Genomic DNA, 18,444 nt, shown 5'->3' on the forward strand with positions numbered 1-18,444 from the left:
CTACCAAGACTCTTAGCGAGTTCTATGGTAAATTAAGTTGAAGTTTGCGTATTAAAGAATTGAATTAAAGCATTATATAATTGATCAAATTGAGTAATTGTAGCTTTAATCCATCGCTTCATATTGGTCCAAAATTTCTCTATTGGATTTAGATCAGGGGAGTAAGGTGGTAAGAATATTATCCTACAACCTACTGATTCTATTAGTTCTTTGGTCCTTTGAGACTTATGGAAAGCAGCGTTATCCATCACTACAACTTGTCCAGGTTTTAGCTCTTTTATTAAAAATTCTCCAACCCAACTTTCAAATAATTGTCTATTACATGTTCCATTAAATATCATCGGTGCTATACACTCTTTATTAACATAACCAGCTATGATATTTGTTCTGTTGTAATATTTACCGCTTTTTTTACCAATAAGTTTTTCGCTTTTTTTGCCCCATCCTCTATCTTTGCAGATATTTATCTCAATACCACTTTCATCAATATATACAAGATGTTCTATTGGTGTATCTTTTATGACCTCTTGGTACTTATCTCGCTTTTCTTGACTTGCTTCCAAGTAGGAAAAGTCTTTTTTTTATAGCTAAAACCTAGTTGCTTTAACCAATAATACGCACCCACAGAACTCATATTAAAATACGTACCCATTTCTAATAATGTGAAATTAGGATTAGAACTCACGTACAACTCAACATCTTGACTTGTTACCCGTCCTTTTTTGCCTCCTATTCTTCTTGCTAAATAATGTCCTTCGGACTTATATCTCTTATACCAATTCCTTACTGTGTTTGCTGCTATTTCAAATCTTATCGCAGTGCTATTGCAGCTATTACCTCTTTCTACATATCCTATAACTCTTTTTCTAAAATCTTGACTATATGATCTTGGCATTTTCCTTTATATATATCATCCCTATACTCAAACCTCAACTTAATTTACTATAGTAATCCTAATTTTGGCTTTATTATTTTTTGATTTAAGTTCATTTCTTATCTCCATTTAATAATTAATTTATTTTACTAAATGTAAGATAAAATCTCAACTATTACATTTCATTTACTTGAACTTGTAGGTCTATAACTTGTGCTGAGGTATTACTTTCCAAGTTATATATCTGTATTTGCAATCCTTTCATTTGATTGCTGTTTTTTCTTAATCTAACTCTATCTTGCTCAGCTTTTTCTCCATGCTCTTCTAATTGGTCTTGAAGCTTGGTAACTTGCTCTTGCATTTCTGTAAACTGAAAGAACATTTCGTTTTTATAATCAGGATATTTTAATTCTATTACTTCTTGTCGTAATTCTTTTACCAAATTTTCAGTTTCGGATTCATTAAAAGCTGCTACTGCACTTTTTAACTTAGTACTGTTATGTAAATCAGATATTTGTTTTTGCAAAGTTTGAAATTTACTTTCCATATCTTCCAGCTGTTTAGAAAGTTGTCGATTTATTTGGTTATTTGTAAGTTTTTCAGATTTTTGTTTGTTATTTAAGGCAGCTTCAGCAATTTTTATTTGTTTTAAGGTTTTTTTGGTAGCGAGAAATATCAGAGGTGAGGTTTAATTTAGCTGCTTCGTCAAAAGCATTTAGGGCTTTTTTGTACTGACCTAAAGAATATAGGTTTTTTCCTTATCAAAAAATAACAAAGACTTTTAATTTTAGCAATCATATAGCCCTCATAATTTAAGTTTGATCTAAAATTTTAAGCGAGCATTATAAGCTGTATATTAATGTCCCCCTTCGGGGATCAAAAATCCCTCGCCTTTAGGCGAAGGGAAGATATAATGAAATTGCTTTAGCAATGAATTTATATCAAGAAATATGAGAAGTTATAGAAAGAATAGTCATAGTCAGTATGATTTAAAAGTGTATCTTATATGGATACCAAAATATAGGAAGAGAATATTGATAGGCAAAGTATCGGAAAGGACTAGAGATTTACTGAGGCAGATTTGTATGGAACATGAAGTACATATAATTTCAGGGAAAATATCATGTGATCACGTACATATGTTTATCTCATATAAGCCGCAAATATCTCTTAGCAAGTTAGTACAGTATTTAAAAGGCATTAGCTCAAGAATTTTATTGCAAGAATTTACTCATTTACGAAAACAATTTTGGGGCAATCATTTGTGGGCTAGGGGCTATATGGCAGTCAGTTCAGGTAATATAACTGATGAAATGATGCAGCACTATATTGATGAACAGGAAGGTGAACCTGTGAATGATGATCGATTTCTAATCGATTCCACTTTATAACCCCTCAGCTTATAGCTGAGGGTTGTTTAGTTATTTAGTATTTAAATCATTAATATATCTTAATATTTTTATAATTTAAAATAATCTTTATCTCATTTTAAGATATTTTTACATAATATTGCTTTAATTTATAAGGTTTTTTAAAAGTATATATTTTTATCAAAAAACTAACATGTTACATAAAAGCCACAAATATTATTATTGCCAAAATATGTTTAGAGAAATATATTAGATTAAAACTTGATTCAAATATGTATTTTTATGTTTAAAACTTTAACGCAAAATTTAACGAAGATTTTTGATCGGTTAGTAAGTTCAGGATTTCTAACTGAAGAGCAGATAGATGCTGCTTTGAGGGATATAAGAGTTGCTCTTTTAGAATCAGATGTTGCTCTAACCGTAATAAAAAATTTCGTAGCAGAAGTTAAACAAAAAGCCTTAGGGCAGGAAGTTATCAAATCTGTTTCGCCCGGGCAGATGATAATTAAAATTATTCATGAAGAGATGATAAATATTTTATCCTCTAGTGAAGATGAAATAAAACTAAATCTAAATGCAAAACCGCCGGTAAATCTTTTAATGGTAGGCTTGCAAGGTAGTGGTAAAACTACAGCAAGCGGTAAACTAGCATTACGTCTTAAAAACCAGAATAAAAAAGTCTTATTAGTTTCTCTTGACACTTATAGACCGGCAGCACAAGAGCAGTTAGAGATACTTGCAAATTCGGTAAAAATTAATTCACTGCCAATTGTTAAAGGTGAGAAGCCTCTTGATATAGTTAAAAGAGCAATGGCTGAAGCTAAATTATCGGCATATGATGTGGTAATTTATGATACTGCCGGAAGAACGCAAATTGATCAAGAAATGATGAATGAGGCAATAGCGATTAAAAAGCTAGTAGAGCCAACCGAAACGTTGTTAGTAATCGATAGTATGACAGGGCAAGATGCAGTAGTTACGGCTAGTAGCTTTAATGAGCAGCTAAAAATTTCTGGGTTAATTTTGTCAAGAATTGATGGTGACTCTAAAGGCGGTGCAGCATTAAGCGTAAAATATATTACGCAAAGACCAATTAAGTTTTTAAGCAGTGGTGAGAAATTAACCGATTTAGAAGAATTTGATGCTAAGCGTATAGCATCTAGAATACTTGATATGGGAGATATTATTTCCTTTGTTGAAAAAGCAGCAAGTATAGTAGATAGAGAACAAGCAGAAAAAACAGTAGCTAAATTAAAAAAAGGTAAGTTTGATTTAAATGATTATCTACAACAAATGAGAAGTATAAAAAAGATGGGTGGTTTTGGTAGTATACTTAGTATGCTTCCTGGTAGCGGTAAGATTATGAATCAAATAGATCAATCAAAGTTAAATAGTAAAATAATCGAGCATCAAGAAGCAATTATTTTATCTATGACTCTAAAAGAACGAAGAAATCCTGATATTATTAATGCTTCTCGCAAAAAACGTATAGCTTTTGGTGCCGGAACTACAGTACAGAAAGTAAATATTTTATTAAAACAATTCAAGCAAGTAAGTGATATGATGAAAAAAGCAAGCAACATGAACCCTAAAAACTTGCTTCGTAGTGGACTCGGAAAGTTGTTCTCTTAAAAGCGAATTACTACTTTTAATTAAAAAAACAATATTATTATTGTGCTATTAATAGAAAATGTATATAATGCCTTTTATAGTTTTTTAACTTGGACTCGGGACAGTCAATTTTGCAAGTTTCGCCTGTGCTCACGTATTAAGTATACGTTCCGCAGTCTCACGTTTAAATTAACTATCCCGAGTCCAAGTTAATTCGCTATGTATTAATAGTAAACGATTATAAGTGTCTACAAAGCCTAAACACGACGAAATTATCCGAAGTGCATTTGAAAATCCTTTAGTTTCTAAAGAGTTTTTTGAGATGCACTTACCTCCCCATATACAAAACTTGATTTCCCTCGAAAAGCTAAAAATGGAAAAAGATAGTTTTGTAGATAAAAGACTCAAGAAATCTATAGTAGATATTTTATTTTCCACTAGGTTTGGAGAGAAAAAAGGTTACTTGTATTTACTTTTAGAACATCAAAGCACGCCTGAGTATGATATGGCTTTGAGGTTATTTCGGTATATGTTTAAAATTGCTGAATACCATAAGAAATCAACGAAAAGCAAAAAGTTTCCTTTCATATATCCTTTGATATTTTATAACGGTGTACAAAAATATAATACTCCACGAAATCTATGGGAACTATTTGAAAATAGTGAACTTGTAAAAGCTACATGGAGCGGTGATTATCAATTAATCAATGTTCATGATATTCCGGACGAAAAATTGAAAGAAAAAGCATGGTCAGGAATATTACAGTTTTTTATGAAGCATATTCACGAACGTGATCTGTTAAAAAGGTGGGAAGAGGTATCTGATCTTTTACCTAAATTTGCTAAAGTTGATATTGGTATTGATCACATAGATGATTGTGTTCGAGAAGTCAAGAGAATATTTTATATTGGTTTTGCCAAGGTCGTTTGTTTTTAACAATGTTATTGACAATTATTACTATTTTTCTCATTACTGCAGTAAGAGCTAATTTTTTAGCTTTTCCCTTTTCTACAAGTCTTTTATAAAAAGGTTTAACTGCGGGATTACATCTTACAGATGTAACAGCAGCCATATATAATGCCGCCCGTACCGTTTTCCTACCACCTTTAGTTTTTGCTTTAAATCTTGTTTTACCGCTTTCCTTACAGTGAGGTGCTACTCCTACTAAAGAAGCAATTTGTTTACAATTTAAATTACCAAGCTCTGGCAACTCTGTAATTAAGGTTATTGCTATAATCGAGCCAATATCCGGGATAGTAATAAGTAAATTATATATTTCTTTATAACTTTCTATATTTAAAATATGATATAATATAAGCTTTTCCACTTCTTCTTTTTGATCATTAAGTAAATTAATAACACTATTTATACTATTAATTATTTTTTGATTAGTAACTCTACGTAAGCGATTGCGTTCAGATACTATCATAGTAATTAGTTGGTTACGTCTAGCTGTAAGCTCTTTTAATTCTTTTTCTATTTCATTCGCCACTTTTCTAGATTCAGGATTCATTTTTTCTGCAAATAATGCTAACATTTGTGCATCAATAGTATCGGTTTTGGTAAACTTACCTCTCATAGTTCTAAACGCTGATGTAAAATAAGGATTAACTACTGAGACTAAATATCCAACTTTTTGTAAAGTATTTGCTGCTTCATATTCAAGTCTTCCGGTAGCTTCAATTACAATTTTAGCAATATTATAATCCGCTATATATTCGACTAGCTCATTAATTCCTTTTTGGTTGTTATCAAAAACTTTATATTTATTCAACGGGTGTAACCATATATCTAAAGTATCCTCAGATACATCTATACCTATAAAAATATTCTTTGTCATGTTTTCTCTCCTGTTCTATGTACGAGCTAAGGGGTTATTCACGATCAACCATTAAGATCAAGTGAATAACCCCTTGCTCTATTGATTGTTCGGAACCAAAGGAAGTAAGGAGTAACATATCGGGGCACGGTTCATTAATTATAATTATATTAATAACCTGACCACCATCGTTACCTCCTTACAATATCTAAAACTATGCATCATTTTAGATACTTATTAAATACATAGAACTAATTTTATGCTACACTTTGACCAAGATTAAGCAAAGTGATATAATAGAAGTAGAAAAACTACTTAAATCAAAATTAAATCCTAAAAAAAGAGAGAACATTATGAAAAGTATAGCTCAGCATTGGATGCAACAAGGAAAGGAAGAAGCAAAAGCAGAAGCGAAAGCGGAAGCAGTAAAGCTAGTTAATATTAAAATACAAGAAGAAAAAATTACTATGGCAAAGGAAATGATGAAAGAAGGGTTTTCTTTAGAGTCTGTTATAAAAATTACTAAATTATCAAAAGCAGAAATTAAGTAGTTAAAATAAGTTATATTTATGAAAGAAGTTAAGGCGAATGATTTAAGCATATATATTCATTGGCCTTTTTGTTTGTCTAAATGTCCTTATTGTGATTTTAATTCCCATATAGCGAATAGTATAGATGATGATAATTGGCTTAAATCTTATGAGAAAGAAATAGAATATTTTAAAGATATTATTCAAAATAAATATGTAAGATCTATTTTTTTTGGTGGCGGTACTCCCTCTTTGATGAACCCCAAAATTGTTGAGGGGATAATAAATAAAATTAGTGGGCTTGCAAGAATAGATAAGCGAACAGAAATAACACTAGAGGCTAACCCAACTTCATTTGGGACAGAGAAATTCAAAGCATTTAAGTTGGCAGGTATTAATCGTGTTTCGATTGGTATGCAATCTTTAAGAGAGCATGACTTAAAAAAGCTTGGCAGAACTCATGATTCCTTGCAGGCTATTAAAACGATTGAATCCGCTAATAAAATTTTTCCTAGAGTTTCGTTTGATCTAATATATGCTCGAAGTGGTCAGGAACTAAAAGATTGGCAGCAAGAGCTAAAGCAAGCAATGGAGCTTGTTACAGGGCATATTTCTCTTTATCAGCTTACTATTGAAAAAGGTACGCCGTTTTATAAATTATTTCATGATGGTAATTTAATTCTTCCAAATTCTGATATGGCTGCTGAAATGTATGAGTGGACGAATGATTATCTAGAGTCTCAAAAATATTTTAGATATGAGATATCTAATTATGCTAAAAAAGGACAGGAATGCGTACATAATTTAACCTATTGGAACTATAATGATTATTTAGGTATAGGTCCTGGTGCTCACAGTAGAATAATTGAAAATCCTAGTTCAGTATCCGCAATTATGATGTGGCATAAGCCGGAAAAATGGTTAGAAGCAGTTAATAATAAGAATAATGGTGTTCAAACCAATGTTAAGCTAACTAAGCAAGAAATTATTGAAGAAATTTTGATGATGGGTTTACGCCTTAAAGATGGCATAAATATTTCTGCATTGGAGCAGAAAATAGATGCAAAATTAGAAAATATTTTAGATATTAGCAGCCTTAACCATTATCAAGAATTAGATTTAATTAGATTAAAGGAAAATATTTATCTGACCAATAAAGGGCTAATGTTGCATAGCTATATAGTCCCTAGATTAATATTGTAGCTAGTCTAACTTGTAGAAGTCAAGATTTGATCTTACAGACACTATAAAAATTATATCTGAATATCTGATAAATTATGACTGTCAGATGAGTATTCAAGATATAAGATTTCATTGTTCTTTTCAATAGCTAATTTCTTACTATCCTTAAAAGTTTGCATAGGCGTTTTACCATAACAATATTTTCCTGAATGTGGTCGCTCATTATTGAAATGCTCTAACCAAATATCAAGATCTAATTGTAAATCATCAAGATCAGTATAAATCTTTTTCCGCATAGCTGTATCAAAGAATTCTTGTTTCATAGTTTTATTAAAACGTTCACACATACCATTTGTTTGAGGAGAATATGCTTTAGTAATATGGTAAATTAAGTTGAAGTTTGCGTATTAAAGAATTGAATTAAAGCATTATATAATTGATCAAATTGAGTAATTGTAGCTTTAATCCATCGCTTCATATTGGCCCAAAATTTCTCTATTGGATTTAGATCAGGGGAGTAAGGTGGTAAGAATATTATCCTACAACCTACTGATTCTATTAGTTCTTTGGTCCTTTGAGACTTATGGAAAGCAGCGTTATCCATCACTACAACTTGTCCAGGTTTTAGCTCTTTTATTAAAAATTCTCCAACCCAACTTTCAAATAATTGTCTATTACATGTTCCATTAAATATCATCGGTGCTATACACTCTTTATTAACATAACCAGCTATGATATTTGTTCTGTTGTAATATTTACCGCTTTTTTTACCAATAAGTTTTTCGCTTTTTTTGCCCCATCCTCTATCTTTGCAGATATTTATCTCAATACCACTTTCATCAATATATACAAGATGTTCTATTGGTGTATCTTTTATGACCTCTTGGTACTTATCTCGCTTTTCTTGACTTGCTTCCAAGTAGGAAAAGTCTTTTTTTTATAGCTAAAACCTAGTTGCTTTAACCAATAATACGCACCCACAGAACTCATATTAAAATACGTACCCATTTCTAATAATGTGAAATTAGGATTAGAACTCACGTACAACTCAACATCTTGACTTGTTACCCGTCCTTTTTTGCCTCCTATTCTTCTTGCTAAATAATGTCCTTCGGACTTATATCTCTTATACCAATTCCTTACTGTGTTTGCTGCTATTTCAAATCTTATCGCAGTGCTATTGCAGCTATTACCTCTTTCTACATATCCTATAACTCTTTTTCTAAAATCTTGACTATATGATCTTGGCATTTTCCTTTATATATATCATCCCTATACTCAAACCTCAACTTAATTTACTATAGTATGTTCTATACCTTCGATACTTAGAAATAATTCAAAAGCATGATGCTCTATATTTCCCTTATATTCTGACCCGCGATCTGTCAGAATACGAAGTATTGGTATGCCTTGAGTTTCATACCATGGTAACACGCGGTCATTAAGCATATCAGCAGCAGTTAAAGCTGTTTTATCAGTATATAGTTTAGCATCAGCTACTCTGCTATAGCTATCAATAAATACCTGAGAATAAACCTTACCTATACCCTTAAAATTTCCTACATAATATGTATCTTGGCATCCTAGATAACCTGGATGCTGTGTCTCAATCTCGCCATGGGCTTCTTTTTCGCTACGTCGTTTCTCTAGTACTTGTAACTGAGATTCAGTAAGTACAATACCATCCTGAGCCATCCTTGCTTCTAATGCTTTAAGCCTTTTATTGATATTGTTTAAATCATTACGTAACCAAATTGATCTCACTCCTCCAGGTGATACAAGTATACCGCTCTTCTTAAGCTCATTTGATACTCTTAGCTGACCATATGCTGGATATTCTATTGCCATATCCATTACTGCCTTCTCTATCTATCGCTGGATCAACTCTATTGGCTATTATTGGCTTTCTTCGACTAATTTCATACAACGCTTCTTCACCACCAGTTTCATACAGTTCTTTAAATCTGTAATAACTATCTCTGCTATAGCCCATCGCTTTACATGCTGATGATATGCTACCAAGACTCTTAGCGAGTTCTAGTAATCCTAATTTTGGCTTTATTATTTTTTGATTTAAGTTCATTTCTTATCTCCATTTAATAATTAATTTATTTTACTAAATGTAAGATAAAATCTCAACTATTACATATAACTTCCATAAAACATTTCCAACCTTATCTACCGATTTTTGATCAAAGCCAACGCCATTGCCTATAAATTCATCACCTAATGACGACTTAGTTATTTCGGCGTAGCTTGTATTAATTTTATCATTGAATGGGATAGTATCATTTTTGGTAGTAATCTTTAGCTATATCTAATCTTTTGTTATAAGAATTTTTTTTGATCATTTAATGCTAAAGATTTATCAAAAGTATTATGTAAAGTATAAATCACATCTTCTTCAGTGAAAGTAAAAGCTCTATTAGCAGGTATAATAGTATTTTATGACATTTTTAGCTCCTTAACAATTCATTAATACTAACTTTAGCTCTCGTATTTTTATCAACCTGTTTTACGATTACAGCACAATAAAGCCCTGGTTTACCTGCTTCCTTATTAGGTAATACCCCTGGCACTACTACAGAGTAAGCTGGTACTCTGCCGTATATAATCTCACCGCTATCTCTGTAAACTATTTTTGTAGAAGCTCCAATAAAGACGCCCATGCTAATTACTGCTCCTTCTTCTACTATAATCCCTTCAGCGATTTCTGATCTTGCCCCAATAAAACAATTATCTTCGATAATAACAGGTTTTGCTTGCAAAGGTTCTAATACTCCGCCGATTCCAGTACCACCTGAAATATGGCAATTTTTACCGATTTGAGCACATGAACCAATAGTAGCCCATGTATCAATCATTGTTCCCTCATCTATATAAGCACCTATATTGATAAAAGACGGCATAATAACGACATTTTTAGCAATATATGTGCCGGTTCTAACAAATGATCCCGGGACTTTGCGTATGCCAGCCTCTTTAAATTGGTGAGGCTCGGCATCGAAAGCAAATTTAGGAGCAACTTTATCATACCAACTATTATAATTATTATTATAAAGCTGTGATTCGGTCGTCATAAAATATAAAAGGATTGCTTTTTTGACCCACTCATTGACTTGCCAGTCATTATCAGTTTTTTCACAAACACGAATAGTACCTTTATTTAGGCTTTCTATGACATCGTGCAATATTTTTTTTAATGCTGAAAGTTTTGCAGAATTTTGTAATAGCTTGTCCTTTATTTGCCAAGCTTCTTCAATTTCTTTGATGTGTGGGAACATAATTTTTAACTGTTATATTGCTAAAAAGCATAAATAACTTTATCATGAAGTCAAATATAAAAAACTTACTATGTATATTAGTTGTCCCAATTGTCAAACAAAATTTATTGTCTCAAATAATCAAATAGGTGTTAACGGACGACGAGTTAAATGCTCTAAATGTAGGCACATCTGGTATCAAAAATTAGATTATAATACCAGTAAATTAAGTGATTTTGATGAAGATAAATTTGAAGCCGTAAAAACACCTGTTAAAAATGGATATGGTAATCAATTTTCTGCAAACGTACCAGTGATTTTACCATATACTCCACCTAAGCAAAAATATAATGTCTTTCCATTATTATGGACTAGCTTTATAATTTTTTGTTTAGCTGTATTACTGCTAGATAGTTTTAAATTCTTGAGCAAATATGATCAGCTAAAAATAGAGGAAATTAAATTAGGAAGTTCGCATCGTGAAGGGGTTGTTAAAATGTTTTACAAATTGTCTAATAACTCTGATTATTTAATCTCTAATCCTCTAATTAAGGTTAAGGCAATAGATGGTAATAATAGAGCTCTAGATGAATATGTATCTATTACAAAGCTCAAAGCAAAAATCCCTCCAAAACAAGATACCTATGTAGAAATGGAGATCAAAGGGCTTCCTGTTACTACAAAATATATTGATGTTACAATAGGAAATAGGATTGCTTTTTTATTGGAGTAGTATAGTTCCTATGTAATTTCTGCAATAACCACGGATGCTTATTTAAAGCTTAGTGTTATTCCCACCCAGATAGGAATGATATTTAACTAACCGTATTTGAGCAAGGGCTGCTACGGCGGCTGTTTCAGCTCGTAAAATATTTTTTCCTAAACTTATAGAATGTGTGTTGTTATATGAGGCAAGTAAAGCAATCTCGTCATTGGTAAATCCGCCTTCTGGTCCAATCACAATAGAAATATCAGTAATATCTTTGTTAAGTTTTAATATAGAATTTTCTTCTTTCTCATGTTCGTTTGCATATAGCACAAAATTATTAGTTTTTTTAGATAATCCTGTATAGAAATAGCAGGCTCTATTACCGGAGGACTTAACCGCTCAGATTGTTCTGTTGCTTCAATAACGCATTTTGTCAAACGCTCAATATTTACTTATCTAAATTGGGATCTTTCAGTAATTAAAGGAACAATTTTAGTTACACCAAGCTGCGTAGCCATATTTACCGCAAGCATTAATTTATCTTGTTTTATTATAGCAATAGCAAGCGTTAATGGAGATTCAGCACAAGCTTTCCTTAAACATTCTTGAATGATGATAGTAAGGTTATTTCTATCTAGTTTCGTAATCTGTGCAAGGAATTCTCCATCCGTGCCGTTAAAAATTCGAAATTGATCATTTACCTTAAGACGTAATACAGTTTTAATATAATGGGTGTGATCACTTCCTAATTCTACCTTGATATTTTCAGCTAGATGGTTATTAATATAGATACGATTAAATTTCATAAATAATGTCATGGATAATAAAAAAGATAATATATTAGAAGAAGAAAATTTGCCAAAGGAAAAAGAAATGCCAAAAGAAATCGGTGGGGCTAAAGGTCTAGAGCCAACAAGATATGGTGACTGGCAACATAAAGAAAAAGTAACAGATTTTTAATTATATACTCGATGAACTTGAAAAATTGGCTACGTCGCCTTATAAGTTCTGCGGTGCTCACGTATTAAGTGCTCCGCTCCTCGACTTATAGACTCCTTGCTCTTTTTCAAGTTGATCTTCGTATATCAACTTTTGAAGTGTTTATTTATCCGTGGTATACTCTTCTGCTTTGAAGTATTGGCTATAATCATCATTATGTGGCGGCATTGTCCGCGTGGTAATCCAGAAAAAATAATAAAAAATGCTATAAGTTAGCGTTTTTTATACTTCCTTGCTTTGTTAATTACTTCGTAATTTCCTCGCAATGATGACTCTTGATCCACGCAATAATGCCGCTATGGGGAAGATTATCAGCGAAAGAGTCAAATAAAATGAATGTATATTTTAGTCTCTTCTATTACCTAAAAATCTCATTAGATATAAGAAAAGATTTATGAAGTCTAGATATAATGTGAAAGCTGCCATAATAGAAAGCTTTTGTCCTGTTTCATCATTTCCTGCCATGTAATACATAGATTTAATTTTTTGAGTATCCCAAGCAATTAAACCCATAAATACAACTATTCCTATAAGAGAAGTAGCAAAAGAAAGACCAGAGCTTTTTAAGAACATATTAACTAGTGAGGCGATTATAATACCTATAAGACCCATTGCACAAAATGACCCCATAGAAGTTAAGTCTCTATTTGTGCTATAACCATATAGGCTCATTGCTCCAAAAACAGAAGCACAAATAAAGAAAGTACGAGCTATTGATTCGCCGGTATAGACAAGAGCTAAATATGCAAGAGACATACCTGTTAAAGCGGCATAAACCCAAAATAATATTTGTGCTGTTTGTAAATTCATACGCCCAAATCCCATAAAGAAATATAAAGCGATGCCAAGAGGTGCAAACATTATAAGCGTTCCAAAACCTGTTTGGAACATTAAATTATATAAGGACTCAACTGATATAGTTGTTACTGCGGCTAAGCCGGTTAGTAGTAATGCTAAAGCCATATAATTATATACTTTAAGCATATATTTTCTAAGACCTTCATCAAAAGTTTTGTTTTTAGATGATGAAGCTGTCAAAGTTTTTGTATAATCGATCATAAGAAACCTTAAGATTATGTTTATATAATATAAATATAGTCCTTTAAACGGGCTTTTTCAAGTGATAATTAATTAAATTTTTGTAAAAATCGACCATAGAATGTAACCCAGCTTGTTTATCTTGTAGCCAGATTGCCGCTCTTATTGCCCCATCGGCAAAAGAATTTTTATTAAGAGCTTCATGCTTTAAAGTAATAGTTTCATCATCGCCTAGAAAAAATATTTCATGAGTGCCGTGTACATTACCACCACGAAGCGAAGAAATACCGATTTCATTATTTCTTCTTGTTTTATTACCTCGGTTAAATTTTACATCTAGTTCTTTTTCAGCTGTAATCATTTCAGCAAGCATAATAGCAGTACCTGAGGGGGAATCTTTTTTAGCACGATGATGAGCTTCTAAAATCTCAATATCGTAATCATCCAATATTTTTGTTGCTTCTTTTGCTAAATAACCAAGTAAATTAGCACCTATACTCATATTTGCAGAATATAAAATAGATAAGGTTTTTGCTGCTTTTTCTAAAAGTTTCAAGTGGGAGGAAGTAAGACCGGTAGTTCCAATTACTAATTTAGTATCATATTTTAAAGCACCATCAACCAATTTTTCTAATATTTCAGGAGTAGAAAAATCAATAACTATATCAGAATTTTTACACAAATCATTTAGCTCGTGTAAATCATGGGTGCTATTAAATTTTGCTGAGATTTTACAATCTTTAAAATTCGCCATTCTTTCTAAGATAGTTCTGCCCATTTTACCGGTAGCACCGCTAAGTCCTATATTTATCATGTTAATTTTATTCTAAATTTGTATAAGATTTATGATGATATATTAGAGGTTTTAAATCGTTTTTAATAGCAGTATTTATTACTTCCCCAACAAAAATTATATGATCACCACCATCATAGGTGGCATGTTTTAGGCATTCTATATGACAAACAGCTCCATTTATCAAAGGACAAGAAGTAGCAGAACCAAGCTCATAAGAAATATCTGTAAATTTATCAGTATGCGACCTAGCAAAATGTTCTGAAATATCAACTTGATTGTCTGCTAAAATACTAATGGCAAATTTACTACTTTTTTCAAAACTTTTTATGCTGAAAGAATTTTTATTAAGACAAAATAATATTAATGGTGGTTTTAAAGATACGGAAGTAAAAGAACTAGCAGTAAAGCCAAAAAATTTATTGTTTAAATTAGTAGTTATGATTGTCACTCCGGCAGGAAAACAGCTCATAGCATCTTTAAATTGATTTTCTGTTACTGTCCCAGCCATTTTTTCATAATTTTATTGATAGTGCCATCTTTTTTTAATGAATCTATTGTTTCATTAATTTCTTTAATTAATCCTGAGTTTTTAGACAAACCTAGAGCAAATTCTGAAGAAAATTCTTCTAAAGTATAGCTTGCTAAATTTGGATTTGCTTCTTGCAACTTTTTATTTTGAAACTCTTCAGAAATAATAACATCTACGACTTTAGCTTTTAATTCTTCAACTAACATTAAACTATTTGCTAAGGAATGAACTTTAATATTCATTGTTTTAGAAAGCTCTTCAGCTTTTTTTTCTAATACACTACCTAATTGTACACCGATTATTTTATTATCTAGATCAGCAATACTTTGTACATTGTCCTCTAACCTGTATAATACAGCAAATTTTGCTGTAGCATAATTATCGGAAAAACTAATATATTCTGCACGTTCTGGTGTTACTGAAAGTTCTGCAACTGCAATATCGATATTTTCGCTTACCAAAGCTGCAAGTAAGCCATTAAAGTCAAAGTTCTTTATGATAACTTTTTTATTTAAACGCTCGCCTATTGCGTTGATAATATCTATATCAATCCCAACAATTTCACCATTTTGAATAAATTCATAGGGTGGGTTATCTGCTGAAGTTCCAACAATCAAAGTTGCTTCTTGCTCTTTTTTTTCACAAGAAATTAATAATAAAGATAATAAAAGTACTTTAAGAAACTTCATAAAAAGTAATATTTTAAATTTGAATGGTTTTTATTGTATGTCATCCCAAGGGCAAGCCACGAGATGACATCTTTCGATCTGTACATATCCTTGCAATGATGCTAACCAAGCTTCTCTTTCAAAAGCTGATTTACAAGTCCAGGGTTTGCCTTGCCGCCAGTTTTCTTCATCACCTGACCAACGAAAAAGCCAAATAATTTATCTTTACCATTTCTATATCCTTCAACCGAATCAGGATTTTTGCTTATTACTTCATCAATTACAGTATTTAGTACATTAGAGTCTGAAACTTGTACTAGCCCTTGCTCTTCTACAATTTTATCAGCTGCTTTACCGGTTTCAAACATAATTTCAAAAACAGTCTTAGCAATTTTACCGGATATGGTATTATCTTCTATCAACTTGATTAATTTCGCAAAATCGTTAGGCGTAATTTTACACTCGCTTATTTCGGCTGAGGCTTTATTAAGTTGTCCAAATAATTCATTAATTAACCAATTGGCAAGCAATTTAGGATCGCATTCATTTGCTGCTTCTTCAAAATATTTAGCAGCCGACTCATCAGCTACGATTACTTCAGTATCATATTTGCTTAAACCGAATTTGGTTATATATTTATCTATCTTCTCATCCGGTAGCTCAGGTAAACTTTCTTTTAATTCATTTATTAGCTCATCAGAAAGAATAACCGGTAATAAATCCGGATCAGGGAAATAGCGATAATCAGCTGCTTCTTCTTTCGAACGCATAGTTCTTGTTTCACCGCTATCAGCATTAAATAAACGTGTTTCCTGAATTACAGATTCACCATTTTCAATCAAATCTACTTGCCTTTTAGCTTCAAACTCTATAGCTCTGACAATATTACGAATTGAGTTAATATTCTTAATTTCGCATCTTGTCCCGAGTGGTTCACCTGCACGCCTTACTGACACATTAGCATCACAACGCATCGAACCTTTTTCCATATCCCCATCACAGCTACCAACATAACGAAGCAAGCTTCTTAGCTTCTTAACAAATTCTGCTGCTTCATCGGGTGAAGATATATCAGGTTCAGTTACGATTTCCATAAGCCCAATACCTGCACGGTTTAAATCTATAAAGCTATAATGCGGTGATTGATCATGCATAGACTTACCAGCATCTTGCTCTAGATGCAGGCGATTAATACGGATAGTTTTCAGCTCACCAGTACTTGTTGGTATTTCCATAGTACCATCCTGCACTATCGGATAGTAAAATTGAGAGATTTGGTAACCTTGCGGCAGATCGGCATAAAAATAATTCTTACGATCAAATACCGAATATTTATTTACCTTTGCTTTAAGCCCAAGACCTGTTTTAATTGCTTGATGAACACAATACTCATTAAGCACTGGTAGCATACCTGGCATTGCCGCATCAACATAGGATACTTGTGAATTTGGGCTTGCTGCAAATGTTGTACTGCTGCCTGAAAAAAGCTTAGATTTTGAGGAAATTTGAGCATGAATTTCAAGCCCAATTACATACTCCCATTTTCCACTATTACCTTCAATATATGCCATAACTAAAACCCTACCGGCTCAAATTTGATATGTTTAACACCTGTTTCTATGGCAGATGCTACTCTTAAAACATTATATTCATCTAATTGCTTACCTATAACTTGCATACCGAGTGGTAGTCCTCTATTTGATAAGCCTGCTGGTACTGAAACACAAGGCAGCCCTGCTAAACTTGCAGGAATAGTAAATAAATCATTTAAATACATAATAGTTGGGTCATTTTGCTTTTCACCGATTCTAAATGCTTCTGTTGGAGCAGATGGTAATAAAATAGCATCTACTTTTGCAAAAGCATTATTAAAATCATCAGCAACAAGCCTACGCACTTTTTGTGCTTTTAAATAATATGCATCCATAAAGCTAGAAGAAAGTACATATGTCCCGATCATGATACGACGTTTTACTTCATCACCAAATCCGGAAGATCTTGTTATTTCATACATCTCATCTAGGCTCATATTTTCTTTCTCTACTCTAAGCCCATATCTTACGCCGTCATATCTAGATAAGTTTGAAGAAGCTTCAGCGGGTGCTATAACATAATAAACAGCCACACCATATTTAGCATGTGGTAGAGAAATATCAACTATCTCAGCACCAGCATTCTTAAGTAGCTCTATAGTAGAGTGCCACATTTTCATAATATCAGGTTCGATAATTCCGCCTTCTCCAAGGCTTAAAGGTACACCTATTTTCATGCCTTTTATAGAACTGCCGACAGCTGGTTGTAGCTGCGGTACTTCCGCCTTAATAGAAGTAGAATCTCTTTCATCAAAACCCATCATCGCTTCAAGCATAATAGTGCTATCTAAAACGCTTCGGGTAAATATACCAGCTTGATCAAGAGAACTTGCAAACGATACCATACCGTATCTTGAGCAGCATCCATATGTAGGCTTGAATCCAACCAAACCGGTAAAGCTTGCCGGTTGACGTACCGAACCACCTGTATCACTACCAAGAGCAGCAGTAGCCATAAAGCCGCTTACTGCGGCAGCTGATCCGCCCGAGGAACCGCCTGGAACTAAATCAGCATTATCGTCGCTTGCTTTCCATGGGCTAATTACATTACCAAAACAGCTAGTAATATTTGCTGATCCCATAGCAAACTCGTCCATATTGGTTTTACCGAGCATTACCCCGCCTTTATTAAAAATATTCTGCGTAACACCTGATTCGTAATTAGGAATGAACTCTCTTAATATATTAGAACAAGCGGTTGTTCTAATCCCTTTTGTGCAAAAAAGATCTTTAGCAGCAAAAGGTATCCCCTCAAGAGTTCTTGACTGATTTTTGGCATAATTTTGATCAGCTGCCTCTGCTTGCTTTAAAGCTAAATCAAAAGTCTCAGTAACATAAGCATTTAGGTTTTTATGTTTTTCTATTTGCTTAATATGAGCATTAACTAATTCTTTACTTGTAAATTCTTTATTCTTTAAGCCTTTTAGGCTATCTGCTACACTTAACTTATTTAATTCCGTCAT

At 32.5% G+C, this 18,444-nt stretch carries 18 protein-coding genes and 5 pseudogenes; 7 read left to right on the top strand and 16 right to left on the bottom strand.

The genetic code is table 11. The annotated features are described in order from the left end of the window. Nucleotides 1-32: 32 nt before the first annotated feature. From ACICQC_RS07585 to ACICQC_RS07595, 3 genes are all read right to left on the bottom strand, one after another. A complete protein-coding gene (locus tag ACICQC_RS07585; RefSeq protein WP_395476334.1) occupies nucleotides 33-563 on the bottom strand; it encodes an IS630 family transposase in 531 nt (176 codons plus the stop codon). Beyond that, the gene (locus ACICQC_RS07590) at nucleotides 518-895 is read right to left on the bottom strand and encodes an IS630 transposase-related protein (RefSeq protein ID WP_395476240.1); all 378 of its coding nucleotides are present in this window, start codon (nucleotides 893-895) and stop codon (nucleotides 518-520) included. The genes ACICQC_RS07585 and ACICQC_RS07590 overlap by 46 nt, the downstream gene beginning before the upstream one ends. 154 nt (nucleotides 896-1,049) lie before the next feature. Beyond that, nucleotides 1,050-1,421 carry a hypothetical protein gene (locus ACICQC_RS07595; RefSeq protein WP_395476565.1) on the bottom strand — a complete coding sequence of 124 codons (372 nt, stop codon included), beginning with the start codon at nucleotides 1,419-1,421 and terminating at the stop codon, nucleotides 1,050-1,052. A gap of 403 nt (nucleotides 1,422-1,824) precedes the next feature. Between ACICQC_RS07595 and tnpA the strand changes: the two genes are divergently transcribed. The 3 genes and pseudogenes from tnpA to ACICQC_RS07610 form a co-directional block, all read left to right on the top strand. Then, nucleotides 1,825-2,265 (top strand): IS200/IS605 family transposase, encoded by a 441-nt coding sequence (tnpA, locus tag ACICQC_RS07600; RefSeq protein ID WP_395476566.1) that lies wholly within the window; start codon nucleotides 1,825-1,827, stop codon nucleotides 2,263-2,265. A gap of 261 nt (nucleotides 2,266-2,526) precedes the next feature. Continuing rightward, nucleotides 2,527-3,876, top strand: a complete 1,350-nt coding sequence (ffh, locus tag ACICQC_RS07605) for a signal recognition particle protein (protein WP_395476567.1) — start codon at nucleotides 2,527-2,529, stop codon at nucleotides 3,874-3,876. 223 nt (nucleotides 3,877-4,099) lie between these two features. Beyond that, nucleotides 4,100-4,729, top strand: a pseudogene (locus tag ACICQC_RS07610) (Rpn family recombination-promoting nuclease/putative transposase); the annotation flags it as partial. A gap of 16 nt (nucleotides 4,730-4,745) precedes the next feature. On the opposite strand, the gene ACICQC_RS07615 reads toward ACICQC_RS07610, so the two are convergent. Beyond that, nucleotides 4,746-5,696: an IS110 family transposase gene (locus ACICQC_RS07615; RefSeq protein WP_395476380.1), complete on the bottom strand. Its 951-nt coding sequence runs from the start codon at nucleotides 5,694-5,696 to the stop codon at nucleotides 4,746-4,748. A 332-nt stretch (nucleotides 5,697-6,028) separates the two neighbouring features. Here ACICQC_RS07615 and ACICQC_RS07620 point away from each other — a divergent pair, with 332 nt between their 5' ends. After that, complete coding sequence (locus ACICQC_RS07620; RefSeq protein ID WP_395476568.1) at nucleotides 6,029-6,226, top strand: transposase; 198 nt, start codon at nucleotides 6,029-6,031, stop codon at nucleotides 6,224-6,226. Nucleotides 6,227-6,244: 18 nt separating this feature from the next. Next, a complete protein-coding gene (gene hemW / locus ACICQC_RS07625; protein ID WP_395476569.1) occupies nucleotides 6,245-7,408 on the top strand; it encodes a radical SAM family heme chaperone HemW in 1,164 nt (387 codons plus the stop codon). A gap of 50 nt (nucleotides 7,409-7,458) precedes the next feature. Here the strand turns inward: hemW and ACICQC_RS07630 are convergent. The 5 genes and pseudogenes from ACICQC_RS07630 to dapD all read right to left on the bottom strand — a co-directional run. Then, nucleotides 7,459-7,764: pseudogene (locus tag ACICQC_RS07630) on the bottom strand (integrase core domain-containing protein); the annotation flags it as partial. An 11-nt stretch (nucleotides 7,765-7,775) separates the two neighbouring features. Then, nucleotides 7,776-8,306, bottom strand: a complete 531-nt coding sequence (locus tag ACICQC_RS07635; protein ID WP_395476342.1) for an IS630 family transposase — start codon at nucleotides 8,304-8,306, stop codon at nucleotides 7,776-7,778. Continuing rightward, a complete protein-coding gene (locus ACICQC_RS07640) occupies nucleotides 8,261-8,638 on the bottom strand; it encodes an IS630 transposase-related protein (RefSeq protein WP_395476240.1) in 378 nt (125 codons plus the stop codon). The genes ACICQC_RS07635 and ACICQC_RS07640 overlap by 46 nt, the downstream gene beginning before the upstream one ends. A 51-nt stretch (nucleotides 8,639-8,689) precedes the next feature. Continuing rightward, a pseudogene (locus tag ACICQC_RS07645) lies at nucleotides 8,690-9,470 on the bottom strand (helix-turn-helix domain-containing protein); the annotation flags it as partial. Nucleotides 9,471-9,843: 373 nt separating this feature from the next. Beyond that, a complete protein-coding gene (gene dapD / locus ACICQC_RS07650; protein ID WP_395476570.1) occupies nucleotides 9,844-10,671 on the bottom strand; it encodes a 2,3,4,5-tetrahydropyridine-2,6-dicarboxylate N-succinyltransferase in 828 nt (275 codons plus the stop codon). Between the two features lie 70 nt (nucleotides 10,672-10,741). On the opposite strand from dapD, the gene ACICQC_RS07655 reads away from it, so the two are divergent. Next, a complete protein-coding gene (locus ACICQC_RS07655; RefSeq protein ID WP_395476571.1) occupies nucleotides 10,742-11,383 on the top strand; it encodes an MJ0042-type zinc finger domain-containing protein in 642 nt (213 codons plus the stop codon). Between the two features lie 42 nt (nucleotides 11,384-11,425). Here ACICQC_RS07655 and ACICQC_RS07660 read toward each other — a convergent pair. Further along, nucleotides 11,426-12,165: pseudogene (locus tag ACICQC_RS07660) on the bottom strand (16S rRNA (uracil(1498)-N(3))-methyltransferase). 28 nt (nucleotides 12,166-12,193) lie between these two features. Between ACICQC_RS07660 and ACICQC_RS07665 the strand changes: the two are divergent. Beyond that, nucleotides 12,194-12,319 (top strand): annotated as a pseudogene (locus ACICQC_RS07665) (DUF1674 domain-containing protein); the annotation flags it as partial. Nucleotides 12,320-12,703: 384 nt separating this feature from the next. On the opposite strand, the gene ACICQC_RS07675 reads toward ACICQC_RS07665, so the two are convergent. From ACICQC_RS07675 to gatA, 6 genes are all read right to left on the bottom strand, one after another. Further along, nucleotides 12,704-13,417, bottom strand: coding sequence for a Bax inhibitor-1/YccA family protein (locus ACICQC_RS07675; RefSeq protein ID WP_395476572.1), 714 nt, complete (start codon nucleotides 13,415-13,417; stop codon nucleotides 12,704-12,706). 43 nt (nucleotides 13,418-13,460) lie between these two features. Beyond that, nucleotides 13,461-14,210 carry a 4-hydroxy-tetrahydrodipicolinate reductase gene (gene dapB / locus ACICQC_RS07680; protein WP_395476573.1) on the bottom strand — a complete coding sequence of 250 codons (750 nt, stop codon included), beginning with the start codon at nucleotides 14,208-14,210 and terminating at the stop codon, nucleotides 13,461-13,463. A 7-nt stretch (nucleotides 14,211-14,217) separates the two neighbouring features. Further along, nucleotides 14,218-14,700: a flavin reductase family protein gene (locus ACICQC_RS07685; RefSeq protein WP_395476574.1), complete on the bottom strand. Its 483-nt coding sequence runs from the start codon at nucleotides 14,698-14,700 to the stop codon at nucleotides 14,218-14,220. Continuing rightward, entirely contained in the window at nucleotides 14,685-15,410 is a 726-nt protein-coding gene (locus ACICQC_RS07690; protein ID WP_395476575.1) for an ABC transporter substrate-binding protein, read from the bottom strand. Before ACICQC_RS07690 ends, ACICQC_RS07685 begins: the two co-directional genes overlap by 16 nt. A gap of 101 nt (nucleotides 15,411-15,511) precedes the next feature. Continuing rightward, on the bottom strand, nucleotides 15,512-16,960 hold the full coding sequence (gene gatB / locus ACICQC_RS07695; RefSeq protein WP_395476576.1) for an Asp-tRNA(Asn)/Glu-tRNA(Gln) amidotransferase subunit GatB: 1,449 nt from the start codon (nucleotides 16,958-16,960) through the stop codon (nucleotides 15,512-15,514). A gap of 2 nt (nucleotides 16,961-16,962) precedes the next feature. Further along, nucleotides 16,963-18,444, bottom strand: a complete 1,482-nt coding sequence (gene gatA, locus ACICQC_RS07700) for an Asp-tRNA(Asn)/Glu-tRNA(Gln) amidotransferase subunit GatA (RefSeq protein ID WP_395476577.1) — start codon at nucleotides 18,442-18,444, stop codon at nucleotides 16,963-16,965.

Origin of the sequence: Rickettsia endosymbiont of Pantilius tunicatus (assembly GCF_964291875.1) — a bacterium.
GTDB lineage: Bacteria > Pseudomonadota > Alphaproteobacteria > Rickettsiales > Rickettsiaceae > Rickettsia.